This window comes from Pseudoalteromonas sp. NZS11_1, from assembly GCF_015864275.1.
GTDB classification, from domain to species: domain Bacteria; phylum Pseudomonadota; class Gammaproteobacteria; order Enterobacterales; family Alteromonadaceae; genus Pseudoalteromonas; species Pseudoalteromonas arctica.
The window spans coordinates 1-14,206 of sequence record NZ_JADYXK010000002.1 but is presented as its reverse complement, the minus strand read 5'-3'; the positions used below and the strand labels follow the sequence as shown (position 1 = coordinate 14,206).

Here is a 14,206-nt window from a genome sequence, read left to right as displayed (position 1 = left end):
GTGATCTATTTTGAGAATGGAAAAACGTGTTGATAGCTAGGCAAAAAATTCGCTATTTAGTTGTTCTCGGCAATTGCTCCTGCATTGCTCTACCTTCTGCATCCATGCAGTCGTAAATGAGAGTTTTTTAACACAGGTAGCGACACGTTTAGCCCCGCAAAATGATTAAGTATTATTGCGGATTGGTATTATAGGTTACTGCGTGATCATACCTAAAGCGGTTTCACCAATGCCCACTAACTTATCATTTTTAAATACAAGTGGCGTACATTCATCTTTCGTTGTTTTAGAATCTGAATGCTTGCTATGAGTTACATAAAAAAGTACTTGGTATACATCGTCATCTTTTTTTAATAGCTCTGTGAAATTAGGCGTTTTTAATTGCGTCAAAACAGATTGGTAACTGCTATCCATTTTTAGCTCTGATATAACTTCACGATTATTTTTATGTTGTGCTTGCCAGCTAGATGAATTCTTACCAGCCCAATGAGTCTCAGCTTCACCATCTGATACGGCAATAACACAGCCTGTTAAAAATGGAGCGATTAAAGCGGCTGCTAAAAGTGATTTTTTCATTTTTATTTACCTTAATAAGATTTTTAATTGGTTATTAGCTGTATTAAAGCAAAGAGTAGACCATATTTATAAGTTGTTATTAATCAGTTTGTTAAGTGGGTTAAGCTGTTTTTATCTAATAAAATATTAAATGTATTAGTAAAAACAGCCATTTTTTAGCTTATTTGATTACTACAATAAAATCACTACACCAAGCGGTTGCGTGATTCGCCTTTATTAAATGCAGCAATATTTAAACTTACTTCATTAATTAAACGCACAATAGATTCGGTGCTTGCCCATGCTATATGTGGAGTAAGTAAAAGGTTATTACCTTTGTAATTAGCAAGTGGGTTTGAAAGCTCAGCAGGTTCTTTAGTTAGTACATCAACACCGGCTCCAGCAATTAGGTTTTGCTCAAGCGCTGTAGCTAAGTCGGATTCGTTAATAATTCCACCACGTGCTGTATTAATAATTATAGCACTTGGCTTCATCATTTTAAGCTCATTAAGTGCAATTAAATCACGTGTTTCATCTGTTAGAGGGCAGTGTACGCTGATTATATCGGCTGTTTTAATGACGTCTTCAAAAGGCGTACGACCGTCGCGACATTTAACACCTTTGCGCTCTGCAACAATAACATTTGCGCCAAATGCCTCAGCCACTTTAGCAACGCCTTTACCTAGCGTACCACCGCCTATAATGGCAAATGTTTTACCTTGTAAGTCGTTAAAGCTGTAATCGAGTATGCAAAACATTTCACTTTTTTGCCACGCGCCTTGCTGGCAATCCGCCTGATAGCGGTGGGTGTTACCCAGTAAGTTAGTAATTAAAGAAAACGTATGTTGAACAACAGAAGGTGTTGAATAGCCAGCTACATTAGTTACGGCAATACCAAATTCTTTAGCGGCTTCTAGATCAACATTATTAGTACCAGTTGCACTTACACAAATTAATTTAAGCTGTATAAGTTTGCTAATAGTGTCGCGATTTAAAACGGCTTTATTAGTGATTAATACATCAGCACCTTGGCAATGTTCAATAACTTGCTCTGGGCTAGTAAGTTCATAAGTCGTTAATTTACCAAGTTGTTCAATACCAGTAAGAGACGTTTTAGCTAACGTTGCGTTATCAAGAATAGTAATGTTCATTATGAGCCCTAAAATAAGTGGATCTGAAAGAGTTAAAATCGTAAAAAGATGCCTACGATCCATCAAAAATCTAAAATACGAGCTTAAGGTACTACGAAAGAAAGGCTTTGTTAATGGTATTACTACCAAATGATTAGAGGGCTTTGTATTAGTGGTCTGCCCACTAGCAGATTGAGAACATGGTATTTTGCTAGACTGATCAGATTTTTGCACTTTTGAGCAAGCTCATGGTCATAGAAGGTAATTAAACTCGGCTTTAAAGCAAGTTGCTAAAAATAAAATCGCTTTTTTGGTTATTTCGCATTTTAGATTGGCTGAGTTATAATCGGATATAGACATAAACGGTGCGCTTTGGCGTACCGTTTTTTAACATTGTAGATGTAGTAATGAGTGAATTAGAAGATAAATACGCAGATATACGCCCATACAACGACGACGAAGTTGCGGCGTCGCTTACACGTTTAATTAACGATGATGCGTTTATTGATGTAATAGCAAAGTATAATTTACCGCGCTTTTTATCGGCAGTGCCTTTTATTGCGCGTCCAATGGTAAGAAGTCAGTTACGCAAAAAATGGGGCAAAGTAAGCACCGTTGAAGATGTGCAAAATGAAGTGGCACAATACTTAGATAAACTAGTGAAGCGCACCACATCAAAAGTTACCTTTTCTGGGTTAGAACAGTTAGATGCTAACCAGGCCTATTTATTTATTTCAAACCACAGAGACATAGTGCTTGATCCTGCATTAGTTAACTGGGGTTTATACCAACATAAAATGAAAACAGTGCGTATTGCTATTGGCGATAATTTATTGCAAATACCTTACATTACTGAGCTTATGCGTCTAAATAAAAGCTTTATAGTTAAGCGCTCTGCTAAAGCACCAAAAGAGATGTTAAAAGCACTGACTCAATTATCGTCATACATTTACGATTCTGTGGTCGGTGGAAATTCTATTTGGATTGCGCAAAAAGAAGGGCGTGCAAAAGACGGTTTTGATCAAACTGATCCTGCGCTTTTAAAAATGCTGCAATTAAATGGGCGTAAACAAAAGAAAGAGTTTGGCGATTATATTAAAGAGTTAAAAATAGTGCCTGTTTCTATTTCTTATCAATATGAGCCGTGTGCAATTGCTAAAGCCAAAGAGCTTTACCACAAGCAACACCATGGTGAGTACGTTAAATCGGCTGGTGAAGATATTGCGAGCATTGTTGAAGGCTTTAGTACTGCTAAAGGGCACGTGCATTTAGCATTTGGGCAACCAATTGAATCTAAATGTGATAGTGCTGAAGAGCTTGCTAAAACAATTGATAGGCAAATTGTTGATTCGTTTTATTTACACCCAGGCAATTACATCGCTGGTGGTTGTAAAGATGCGGTAATAGACTCTCCTGATACAGCGACATTTGAACAACGTTTAGCTTGTGTACCTGAAGAGTTAAAACCATTAGTGCTAGCTATGTACGCTAAGCCATTTCACCGTAAAACAGAGATAAATACTAATAGCTGTGAACATTAATACTCACAGCTCAATGAAATTAAGCAGCAATTAAATTGCTGCTTTTTTTTTGCTCAAAAATAACGCTATACTAATACCTCCTCTTCAACTGGGCGGTACTTATGCATGCAACAAATTGAAATATTTGATATTCCAAGTCCTTGCAAGAGTATTTGCTTAGTTAATAACAGAGGGTATTGCAAAGGGTGTTATCGTAGTCGGGATGAACGCTTTTCGTGGAATACCTTAACTAACGACCAAAAAAAGAAGGTGCTTAGTTTGTGCCAGCAGCGCTACAAACGTTATCTTCAAAAAAAGCAGCAAAATGCAGTGCCAAGCACACAGGCGCAGCAGCAAGGGTTCGACTTTTAAAAGCTTAATCCATACTTGGCTCTTAGTGCGTACACAGTGCCATTGTTAGTTAAGTTAATTAATGACATTTTAAGCTTTTCTACCAAGTTTTCATTACGCTTATTTAAATAATGATAAAGCGGATAAGTATTCAGCACTTCTTTTACAAAGCAACCTTGAGGTGAAGGTAGCTCATTGTTTTGCATTATAAAGTTAATCATTAAAGCTCCCTGTACTTTTTTCTGAGCAAGCAAATTAAGTTGGGTATTCATGCTTTTAACTTTAATAATATTCCCTGCAAACTGTGTGCTTGCTAAATAATGTTCTTGGACAGGGTAGCCATCAACAATTGCGACGCTATCGAGCTGTTCTAAACTGCTAGGTAAACAGTTTTTATACAATACTAAGTCAAACTTAAAGAGCTCATAATCGACCCTAATTAAGTTTTCGTAATTTTTTTCAACGCTTGCATCTCTTCCTAACTGCCCATCAAGTACGCCATTATTTGCAGCTAGCAAAGCATTTTGGTGACTAAAATCGATTATATGTATTTTAAAACCGATATCTGCGTATGCTAACTTTAATAACTCTAAGGCATAATCAGCTTGTGGTGTACTTTGCGGACGATTAAAAGTGAGGTTGTATTGATGACTAAAACAAGAGGCACTAAAAAATAAATTTACCAATAATAACAAGATACTAAAATGTCTATTCATTATCAGTTCCAATTACTACAGAAATAAATAAAATAAGACGCGTATAATAACAAGGAGATTACCTCTTGCCCAGTTTCGGGGTTAATCAAATAATTTTAAAAGCGAATGAGGAAGTATTGTGAGTTTTAATTTATGCCTATTGCCACGTGAAGAAAAATACCAAATTCAGTTAGATTATGAAGCGTCTTTTTGGGCGTATCAAATTAAGCGAAATAAAAAAACGAGAGAGCAAGTTTATAATACAATCCATAGCCGTCCAATGGCTGAACAAATGGTTTTGAAGCAAAAATTTGAGCAGTATTTAGCGCTAATGCTTAGCTAAGTGTTGATATAAAAATGTATATAGTTGAGTTGCTGGATGGGCTAAAAGTTCCACTCGTTAATAAATTTTATAAAAAACATAATGTAAGAGGGCGGGCTAATAAACAAGATAAGGTATGGGTTACTTACTATAATAATGAAATAGTTGCAGCATGTAGGTTGCAAGATAAAACAGAGTTCTTATTTTTATCTACCGTGTTTGTTGCGCTGGAACATCGCGGTAAAGGTGTTGCTAAACAGCTATTATCAACACTCTTAAAGTCGCAAGATAAGGTGATTAATACCTTCGCATATAAAAACGTAGTTGATTTATATTGTGCTATTGGTTTTAACCAGGTGTTAACATATACTCTTGCTTTACAAGTACTTTTTGATACTTACAAACATCGAAATATAGTCGCTCTAGAGTACCCATAATAATAAATAATAATATGGAATAAGCATGAGTAAATGCGTTAATGGGATCATTAGTTGCTTTGTAGTTTTAATAACTATCCTAAGTTGCCAAGTAGGCGCACAAGTAAAACGTTTATCTCCAAGCGAAGGCTTATCGCAAAGCTACGTTAATACAATGCTTATCGACACTAATGGTTACCTTTGGCTTTCTACTGAGGCTGGGCTTAATCGTTATGATGGCTATCAAGTTATTCCAATAAACGGCCCTAATGGTGAATTAGAAGAAGCGATCATTGATCGTATTTACCAAGACCCTCAAGGGCACATTTGGATTGCCTCGTTACTTGCAGGCCTATTTAGGTACGACCCCGTAACAGATTCATATCAGCAATTCCTAGAAAAACCTACCAGTGAAGAAGAGATTATCAATCAGTCTGTGTTTAGTATGGTGGCCGTTGATAAAAAAACACTTTGGATTGGGCGAGGCCGCGATTTTGCAAAGCTTGATATCGCAACCGGAAAAATAACAACTATTTTTGAGCTGCCTGCTAAATATAAAAATACTCTTGTGAGAAAGCTGTTTGCTTACAATGGTTATATATTTATAGGTACAAGCCATGGCGCATACGTATTTGATATTGCCACAGAGCAAGTTAGACCCCTGCAGCATTTAAAAGGTGAAGCTGAGCATATTTACCAAAATAATGTTAAGTCTTTCGCATTAGGTGAAAATAAACAGTTGTTAGTAGGGGCGGTACAAGGCTTATACGAAGTTGATATTAGTAACTTATCAAAAATGTTTGAACGCCCAGATTTACCTTTTGAAAGCAAGGTAATACTAAGCGATTTAAATGTGTGGAGCATAGTAAACGAACACGGAACAATAGATTTAGCTACCGACAAAGGCTTGTTTAAATTTGATTTAAACACCGGGGAGATGATTAAAAACACTCGAATAGCCCAAAGTAAGTACACACTTGCCGATACCAGTATTATTGATATGGCAAAAGATAAATCGGGTGGTACGTGGGTTGCGACTAAAACCGACGGTGCGTTTTACTTATCTCATGACAGCTATCACTTTAATAATGTCGATGGCACTTTGCTCGGGGGGGATGGTTTATCGCATCACTCTATCTGGGGGATTACCGAATATAAAGACAAACTTTGGCTTGCAACGCATAACGGTATTACCGAGGTTGATTTAAAAACAAATATTGGTAAAGCTTATTTAAAAGATTACAAAGTCGACTTACTCACCACTGAGTTTACCGTATATGAAATAACGCCTTATAAAAATAATTTATGGCTTTATACAAATCGTGGTTTGTTTATTTTTGACCCTGTAACGCATCAAGTTAGCGAACCTAAAGTACATAACCCTGCTAATCAGGAGTTAATTACCGGTAGGGTACATGGCGTTACATTAATGCCAAATGGCGACCTATACTTTGTGCACTCAGATCATGGGGTATTTATATACAATATAGATTCTCAAGTAATAACGCGTTTGGGTGGCCAGTTTGATCAATTTGAACCCTTTTTAGCTCATGGTTTTTTACCTGCGCTGAGCAATAAACCAGATTCACCATTATTTTTTAATGCCGGTATTTTATACCAAGTAAACCCAAGTGATTTAGCACTTAAAATGATTTATAAAGTGCCAAAACAGCATGAAAACGTAGCCATTAGTGTGCTTTCTTACTTAATTGATAACAACAATATATTGTGGATATCACTTTCTAATTTCGGCTTAATAGGCCTTGACGCATCTACCTATCAATTAGTTCATACAATCGATTTAGAGAGGAATAAATTAGGCACTCTACTATACGATATGGTGCTAGATGATGATGGCATGATCTGGATGAGTAGCCATAAAGGCATTTGGCGATTAAACCCAGAAACACTTCATTTTCAGCAATTTTCTACATCAGAAGGGCTACTCTCTGCTGAGTTTAATAGCAACGCCATGGCACAGCTCAAAGATGGCCATATTGCGTATGGTAGCTTAAAAGGTTTTACTTATTTTCATCCAATGGAAAACCAAAACTATCAGTCGCTTATTGATCACGTAAATATTACGCGAGTTGATTTAATGTCACGAGATTTATCGCTTGATCTAAAACAACCGCTCAACGAGGTTGTGTTAAACCATGATGATATTGGGCTTGAAGTTGCATTTTCGGCCATGGCATTTAGTAATCAAGAACGCATCATTTATGAGTATCAACTCGATAACGGACAAAAAAGTTATACCCGAAATAACAACCGTGTATTGTTTCCAAAATTGAATCCAGGTAATTATCAATTAAAAGTTTGGGCTAAAGACCCCCTGACTGGCGAATATACCTCGCCTGCTATTTTAAAAATAAAAGTAAAGTATCCACTTTGGCGTGCACCTTATTTTATGGTGCTTTACGGCATGCTGTTTATTGGCTTTATTGCCATGTGGGTTATGCGCCGTAATAAAATTCAGCGTATTTTATTGGCAGCAAATAAAGAAAGTAAAGAAAGCGAAGCGCGTTTAAAACTAGCGCTTGAAGGCAGCGAATCGGGTGTTTGGGATTGGGAATCAAGCAATCCAAGTATTTACCAACCTCGCTTAGCGAGTGAGTTAGGCTACGAAAATGAAACCGTGAGCCTTGATGAATATTTATCTAAAATTCATCCGCAAGACAAACAGCTATTTCGCTTAGAGTGGCTTGAGTTTTTATCTACCGATAAAGGTTACTTTAATTGCACCTACCGCCTGCGCCATGCAAAAGGCTATTGGCGCTGGTATAAGGATTTTGGAAAAGTCGTTGAGTGGGATGATAAAACGCCACAAAAAGTAGCGGGTACCTACACAAATATGACCCGTGAGATGGTGTTTGAAGAACACGCTTTACTATTTACGGCAGCATTTGAGCAAACACGTGATTGGGTATTTATCCTCGATAAAAATTTAAATATTCGGGCTTCTAATAAATCACTGCAAACCGCCTTTAACTTCTCTGCTGAGTCGTTATCTAGTCGAGCATTAAATTTAGGTATATCGCGCAGCAATCGTTTTGATTATTTACGCATAATGCAAAAGCTATCTATTGGAGAGCACTTTTCGTGTGAAGACAGTGTAGTTTTAGCAAGTGGTGAGCCACGCCATGTACTTGTGAAAATAAGTGCAGTGGCCGATAACGAACAGCGCCTTAATAGCTATGTCGTTATTTTAACCGATATAAACGCACAAAAATCAGCCGAAAACGAGCTGCACTTATTGGCCAACTACGATGCCTTAACAGGGTTGCCAAATCGTACATTATTTAATGACCGCGTTGAACACGCCCTTGAGCAAGCAAAATTTCACGAATGTAAAGTTGCTTTATTACATATAAATATTAAGCGTTTTAAATACTTTAATGACTCTTTGGGGCATGCAGTTGCTGATGAGCTAATTAAAGAAGTTGCTGAGCGTTTAAAATGCTCCTTGCGTCCATCTGATAGTGTTGCTCGATTTGGTGGCGATGAATTTGTAGTACTGGTGGAAGATATTCAGCAAATCGAACAAGTACTCATTATATGCACTAAGTTGATGGATTGTGTGAATCAAAATATTACGATTAATGGCCAAGTTGTAAACGTTAATTTAAGTATTGGTGTGTCTATATCACCAGATGATGCACAGCAAGGCTCTGCGCTTTTAAAAGCTGCGAGCATAGCGTTATATCATGCAAAAGACTCTTTAGAGGGGCGTTATCAGTTTTATAAGCAAGAGATGAATCAGCATGTTCAAAGAGCGTTGCATCTTGAGTCTCAGCTAACTAAAGCGTATCAAGAAGAAGAATTTTGTAATTACTACCAGCCTATCATTAACGCTGAAAGTCAAAAAACAGAAGGCTTTGAAGTACTGCTGCGTTGGCCTGAAAATAAGCTTGTGCAAACTCAAGAGTTTTCGGTGGCAGCAGAAGGTATAGGCCTAATTACAAAAATTATGCTGCAGACTTTTGCGCGCGCTTTATTAGAGCTAAAAGAGTGGCGAAAAGCCTCACCTAGCCTGTATTTATCTATTAATTTATCGGCTCTTGATTTTGAGTTTAAAGACCTTGTTCCTGAAATTAAAAAAGCGTTAAGTAATTCAGGAGTATCGTCTGAGGCAATTGTTTTTGAAATAACCGAATCAATATTAATGCGTGATTCAAAAGAAGCGCTACACAGCATGGAACAACTTAAAAAGTTGGGCTGTAGATTGTATATGGATGATTTTGGTACGGGTTACGCATCGCTTACTTATTTAAAGCGTTTTCCTATTGATGTATTAAAAATAGATAGAAGCTTTGTACAAGACATAGGCATAGATTCTGACGATGAAGCTATTATTCAATCAATACTCGCGCTTGCGGATAGTTTAGGTAAAGAATGTGTAGCTGAAGGCGTAGAAAGCTCGCACCAACTCGCCTTTTTAAAGGCGCGAGGATGCATGCATTTTCAAGGGTACTTATTTAGTAAACCGGTACCTAATACCGAAGTACTCCCGCTTATTAATCGCAATTGGAGTGATATATTTAATTAATAATAGCAGTACTTATTTAAGGCCTTTTACCGCAGTGCCTGCAAAACAAATGGCTATTATGCTCATTCAACTGCGTTTTAATGGCCTTATTAGCTTCTAGTTTACTCAAGCCTAATTTATAGCGTAGTTCTTCTAGGTGTTCTTGTTGAGTATCATTAAGAGTGCCATCTTGAATTTGTTCATGTACGGCATCTTCAAAAAATTGGCGGCGTTTACGTATTTGTTCTGAAAAACTAGACGCCAGTAAACCGGTAGGTATTGCAACCATTCCCATGCTCAGTAGTGTAATAACCCCGCCGAAAAACTTACCCAATGGCGTTATAGGTACTACATCGCCATAACCAACGGTTGTTAGTGTTGCCATTGCCCACCACATAGCCGCAGGAATAGAGCCAAATTTATCGGGTTGTATGTCGTGCTCAATTAAGTAAATTCCGCATGAAGCTAAAATAAGCACGACGGCCATAATAAAAAAAGCAGCCATTAATGAACTACCTTCATCGTTAAAGGCTTTTAAAAGTAGCTGCATGGCGCGTGAGTAGCGAGTGAGTTTAAATACCCTTAATAGTCGGAGCACGCGTAAAAAACGTAAATCGAGAGGAAATAAAAACATCATTAAGCTTGGTAAAATCGCAATTAAATCAACAATTGCCAAAGGTGAGAAAAAATAGCGAAGCCGACGTTTGGTATGAGACCCTTCCATTGCTGCATATTGTGTTTTATCTACGCAAGCCCAAAGCCTGGCTAAGTACTCAATAGCAAAAATAGCGACCGAGACAATTTCTAAAACTAAGAATTCGTTGTAATACTGCTCTGCCACACTTGGGATTGATTCAATAACAATGGCTACAACGTTAATCATTATTAAGCTAATGAGCGCAATATCAAGAATATGTCCCGCTCGATGGTACTGGCCTGTGCCTTCAAACAGGCAAGCCATTTTTTGTCTTAAAGTGTGTGGTTCATTCATTATTTAAGTTTAAGTACCATGTTAATACTGCCTTCTTCAAAGTCGCGACTAATTTTAAAACCTAACTTACGGGCAAGCTCAATCATCCCTGTATTCTCTGGTAAGGTTATGCCTTCAATCGATTCCACACCTTGACGTTTACAGTGGTTAATTGCTGCACTCATTAGTATGCGACCAAGCCCTAAACCTTGGCAATCTGAGCGTACTACAATGGCAAACTCAGCATGCAGGTTATCGGGGTCCATAATGACGCGAGACACACCTAATGTGCGAGTTTTACCTTCAAAGCGTTGGCAAACAATAAACGCCATTTCACGGTCGTAATCAATTTGCGTCATTTTAGCGAGTTGATCGTGGTTAAATTGTGGTAGTTCGCCAAAAAAGCGTTTATATCTGTCTTCTTTATTAAGTGACTCGTCAAATGCTTTATGAGCTTGTTCATCTTCTGGCTTTATTGGTCTGAGCGTAGCTTGGGTGTTGTTTTTAAGTGTTACCACTTCAACAAGTTCTATAGGGTAGGGACGAATAGATAAGCGCTTACGATTGCTCTGAGTTTGATAACGGCTAAGTGTCATGGTGGCATCGAGTACTAAAAACTGTCCATTACTGGCAAGTATAGGATTAAGTTCCATTGAGCTTATGTCAGGTTGATCAATAACTAACTGAGAAATACGCGTTAGCAGTGCACACAAACGATACTTATCAACTTTTTCGGGTAATATGCGCTCCTTTAGTACGCCTTTATCGTGCGCTGCGGCAATTAAATACTTTGCTAAGTTCATATTTAGTGGAGGCAGAGCAACAGCGGCTTGCGCATATTCAAGGCCGGTTCCTGCTTCACCTAATAATATAACAGGACCAAAATTAGGCTCGGTTTTAATCGCAATTCGCAGCTCATTTGCGCCTGCTCGCGGCGCCATTTTTTGTAATGAAAACCCTTCAATAACAGCATCCGGATAAGTGTTTTTAATACGGATAAGCATTGCAAAAGCGGTTTGTTCAACCTCGTTGGCGTCGTTTAAGTTAAGCACCACACCACCTACTTCAGACTTTGAAGCAATACTTGGGCTAATAAGTTTTAACGCGACCGGAAAACCAAGTTCTATGGCTTGCTCTCTGGCTTCTGTTGGGGTGTAAGCCACCTCAGTTTGAATGCATGTAATACCATAGTGATTTAATACTTGGCTTGCCTGATGGGTAGGTAAGTAGCTTTGTCCGTCATCTAAAAACTCATTAATAAGCGCTTTAGCTGCTACTTTATTTATTTTTGCGTCATCTGTATTCGACTCAGGTGTTTGCGTTAAATGCTTTTGGTTACGGCGATACGTTACCAAGTGCATAAACGCGCCAACAGCACCCTCTGGTGTTCTATAAGTTGGTATTGCGTTGTTTGAGCACACTTTTCTGGCGGCGTAAGATGCGTCTTCACCCATAAAATTAGTTATAACGTAAGGGCGTGCCATTTTGGGTAATGTTTGTAAGGTTTCTACAATAATGTTGGCGTAGTCTTCGCTGGGCGCAAGCGCTGAGGGAGTATGGATAATCAGTAAGTTTTTAACTTCTTTTGCGTGCAGTAAAATTTCTAATGCTTGCTTATAACGCGCAGGTGCTGAGTCGCCAAAAATATCCACAGGGTTTGAGGTGGTTTCTGATTGCGGAATTACTTTATTTAGCGCATTTCGGGTTTCAGCGCTCAACTCGGCTAATTTACCGGAGCTTTGAATTAGCTCATCAACGGCCATAACACCCGGGCCGCCACCATTAGTTAAAATTGTTAGTTGCTCTACTTTTAATAATTTTGGATGCATGGCGAGTGTTTGTGTCGCTGCAAATAGCTCTCGTAAATCATTTACGCGCAGCATACCCGCTCGTTGAAATAACGCATCGTAAACAGCATCAGAGCTTTGCTTTCCGCCGGTGTGAATTTCGGCTGCAAGTGCGCCTGCACTTGTTTTACCTGTTTTAATCGCAATTACAGGTTTACTAAAGGCAGCAGCTCTTGCTGCTGATATAAAGCCACGAATATCTTCAATGTTATCAATGTAGAGTAAAATAGCTTTGGTTTTAGCATCACGACCTAAAAAGTCGAGTAGTTCATTAAAGTTTATATCAAGGCAATCACCTACCGATACAAAATATGAAAATCCAATTTCTTTGTTTTTAGCCCAATCTAAAATGGTTGAGCATACTGCTGCTGATTGCGATACAAATGCAATTTTACCTGGGCTTGCTACTGTATGTGAAAAGCTCGCATTTAAACCAATATGAGGGATCAGCAAGCCCAAACAATTGGGTCCAAGCAAAGTAACCAGCTTGGCTTGAGCGCATGCTTTAAGTGCGCTTTTTTGCTCTCCAGAAAGCCCATCTGCAATAACAATAGCCGTTTTACAGCCAAGCTCTCCAAGCTGCTCAATAATATCAATTAAGGTATTTTTGTTAGTACAAATAACAGCAAGGTCGGGTACTTTTGGTAAGTCAGCAATAGAGGGGTAAGCAAGTACGCCATGTACTGCGCTATGGCTTGGAGTAACGGGCATTATCGGCCCTTTAAAACCGCCTTGAAGTAAGTTGCGCATAACCACAAAACCAGCACGAGTTGATATATTAGAGGCACCAATAACGGCCACTGAGCTTGGGTTAAAAAACTGGGTAATGCGCTTAAGGCTCATGGTTTTTCCTAGGCTGATTAAATTTTGCGTTATTTATAGTCTCAATGTACCCTGTTTACTGTGTTATTTCGAGCGTCTAGATACTTATTATTGATATCAATCAAGGAGATTATTGTGAATAAAACCCCCGGTTTTTACATTGTTATAGCGGCTATTTGTTTAAGTATAGGCTTAATTAGCTTAGGGTTTATTTTAAAGAGCACAGCTCTCAGTGTAAAAGAGATGGAGCGTACTGTGCAGGTTAAGGGATTGGCCGAGCGAGAAGTTATAGCCGATACGGTAATTTGGCCTCTGCAATTTAGTGATGCCGACAATAATCTTGAAAAATTAGTCAGCCGAGTTGAGAAAAAAAATGATGCTGTAACTGCTTTCTTAAAACTCCATGGTTTTGACGACGATGAAATAACAATAGGCAGCCAGTCAGTTATTGATAAGCAAGCACGTGAATACAGTAATGAAAATCAGCAATTTAGATACATAGTGCGTTCAAATATTATTGTTTATTCTGATGCGCCAGATAAAGTGCAAAACGCGCTGAGTAAAGTAAGCCAGCTTGCTAAACAAGATATCGCGATAGTGCAAGACAGCTACGAAACAAAAGTTGAATACATTTTTACAGGCCTCAATGATGTAAAACCTGCGATGGTGCAAGAAGCAACTGAAAAAGCGCGTGAAGTCGCTAATAAATTTGCTAAAGACTCTAATTCAAAATTAGGCAAAATAAAAACAGCTCGCCAAGGGCAATTTAGTATCAGTAATCGAGATTCAAACACACCGCAAATAAAAAATATAAGAGTGGTAACCAGTGTTGAATATTATTTAAATGACTAGGGCCTGTTGACCTTTCAGGATTAAAATTTGTTCAATCTAGGGGCGATTTAATCGCGGCGTGAGGTTTGTAACCTAGCGGGCTAAGTAAAAACCGAGCAAAGCTTCCGCGTCCTGCTCACGCCCCTTACCTACATCCATGTCATAGGTAAGATCTTAAGAAATTGAGTTGAAGCTCAATTCATGATCAAATGGTTGTTA

General features: G+C 38.3%; 11 protein-coding genes. 6 read left to right on the top strand and 5 right to left on the bottom strand.

Annotation, left to right across the window (positions count from 1 at the left end):
* Positions 1 to 195: 195 nt before the first annotated feature.
* Together I6F44_RS02730 and I6F44_RS02725 are read right to left on the bottom strand one after the other, a co-directional pair.
* Positions 196 to 576, bottom strand: a complete 381-nt coding sequence (locus I6F44_RS02730; RefSeq protein ID WP_007586943.1) for a DUF3192 domain-containing protein — start codon at positions 574 to 576, stop codon at positions 196 to 198.
* Positions 577 to 761: 185 nt separating this feature from the next.
* Positions 762 to 1,706, bottom strand: a complete 945-nt coding sequence (locus I6F44_RS02725) for a D-2-hydroxyacid dehydrogenase (RefSeq protein WP_197173256.1) — start codon at positions 1,704 to 1,706, stop codon at positions 762 to 764.
* A 386-nt stretch (positions 1,707 to 2,092) separates the two neighbouring features.
* Between I6F44_RS02725 and I6F44_RS02720 the strand changes: the two genes are divergently transcribed.
* Together I6F44_RS02720 and I6F44_RS02715 are read left to right on the top strand one after the other, a co-directional pair.
* Positions 2,093 to 3,226: a 1-acyl-sn-glycerol-3-phosphate acyltransferase gene (locus I6F44_RS02720; RefSeq protein WP_024590668.1), complete on the top strand. Its 1,134-nt coding sequence runs from the start codon at positions 2,093 to 2,095 to the stop codon at positions 3,224 to 3,226.
* A 105-nt stretch (positions 3,227 to 3,331) separates the two neighbouring features.
* Complete coding sequence (locus I6F44_RS02715) at positions 3,332 to 3,577, top strand: DUF1289 domain-containing protein (protein WP_007586940.1); 246 nt, start codon at positions 3,332 to 3,334, stop codon at positions 3,575 to 3,577.
* Here the strand turns inward: I6F44_RS02715 and I6F44_RS02710 are convergent.
* Positions 3,574 to 4,272 (bottom strand): substrate-binding periplasmic protein, encoded by a 699-nt coding sequence (locus I6F44_RS02710; RefSeq protein WP_165722137.1) that lies wholly within the window; start codon positions 4,270 to 4,272, stop codon positions 3,574 to 3,576. The two genes, I6F44_RS02715 and I6F44_RS02710, sit on opposite strands and share 4 nt — an antisense overlap.
* Before the next feature lie 118 nt (positions 4,273 to 4,390).
* Here I6F44_RS02710 and I6F44_RS02705 point away from each other — a divergent pair, with 118 nt between their 5' ends.
* From I6F44_RS02705 to I6F44_RS02695, 3 genes are read left to right on the top strand one after another with little or no spacing between them, the layout of a single operon-like run.
* Positions 4,391 to 4,594: a DUF3283 family protein gene (locus tag I6F44_RS02705; protein WP_002962585.1), complete on the top strand. Its 204-nt coding sequence runs from the start codon at positions 4,391 to 4,393 to the stop codon at positions 4,592 to 4,594.
* 14 nt (positions 4,595 to 4,608) lie between these two features.
* Entirely contained in the window at positions 4,609 to 5,010 is a 402-nt protein-coding gene (locus I6F44_RS02700; RefSeq protein WP_197151651.1) for a GNAT family N-acetyltransferase, read from the top strand.
* 25 nt (positions 5,011 to 5,035) lie between these two features.
* Entirely contained in the window at positions 5,036 to 9,538 is a 4,503-nt protein-coding gene (locus I6F44_RS02695) for an EAL domain-containing protein (protein WP_197173255.1), read from the top strand.
* A 16-nt stretch (positions 9,539 to 9,554) separates the two neighbouring features.
* Here the strand turns inward: I6F44_RS02695 and I6F44_RS02690 are convergent, their stop codons facing one another.
* Complete coding sequence (locus I6F44_RS02690; protein WP_010553301.1) at positions 9,555 to 10,508, bottom strand: ion transporter; 954 nt, start codon at positions 10,506 to 10,508, stop codon at positions 9,555 to 9,557.
* Positions 10,508 to 13,177: a bifunctional acetate--CoA ligase family protein/GNAT family N-acetyltransferase gene (locus I6F44_RS02685; protein WP_197118077.1), complete on the bottom strand. Its 2,670-nt coding sequence runs from the start codon at positions 13,175 to 13,177 to the stop codon at positions 10,508 to 10,510. The genes I6F44_RS02690 and I6F44_RS02685 overlap by 1 nt, the downstream gene beginning before the upstream one ends.
* Before the next feature lie 114 nt (positions 13,178 to 13,291).
* Between I6F44_RS02685 and I6F44_RS02680 the strand changes: the two genes are divergently transcribed.
* Positions 13,292 to 14,008: an SIMPL domain-containing protein gene (locus I6F44_RS02680; RefSeq protein WP_024590673.1), complete on the top strand. Its 717-nt coding sequence runs from the start codon at positions 13,292 to 13,294 to the stop codon at positions 14,006 to 14,008.
* Positions 14,009 to 14,206 lie beyond the last annotated feature (198 nt).

Excerpts from the sequence above, each read along its gene's own strand:
- I6F44_RS02730 (WP_007586943.1), bottom strand. The coding sequence starts at position 576 with ATGAAAAAATCACTTTTAGCAGCCGCTTTAATCGCTCCATTTTTAACA.
- I6F44_RS02725 (WP_197173256.1), bottom strand. The coding sequence starts at position 1,706 with ATGAACATTACTATTCTTGATAACGCAACGTTAGCTAAAACGTCTCTT.
- I6F44_RS02720 (WP_024590668.1), top strand. The coding sequence starts at position 2,093 with ATGAGTGAATTAGAAGATAAATACGCAGATATACGCCCATACAACGAC.
- I6F44_RS02715 (WP_007586940.1), top strand. The coding sequence starts at position 3,332 with ATGCAACAAATTGAAATATTTGATATTCCAAGTCCTTGCAAGAGTATT.
- I6F44_RS02710 (WP_165722137.1), bottom strand. The coding sequence starts at position 4,272 with ATGAATAGACATTTTAGTATCTTGTTATTATTGGTAAATTTATTTTTT.
- I6F44_RS02700 (WP_197151651.1), top strand. The coding sequence starts at position 4,609 with ATGTATATAGTTGAGTTGCTGGATGGGCTAAAAGTTCCACTCGTTAAT.
- I6F44_RS02695 (WP_197173255.1), top strand. The coding sequence starts at position 5,036 with ATGAGTAAATGCGTTAATGGGATCATTAGTTGCTTTGTAGTTTTAATA.
- I6F44_RS02690 (WP_010553301.1), bottom strand. The coding sequence starts at position 10,508 with ATGAATGAACCACACACTTTAAGACAAAAAATGGCTTGCCTGTTTGAA.
- I6F44_RS02685 (WP_197118077.1), bottom strand. The coding sequence starts at position 13,177 with ATGAGCCTTAAGCGCATTACCCAGTTTTTTAACCCAAGCTCAGTGGCC.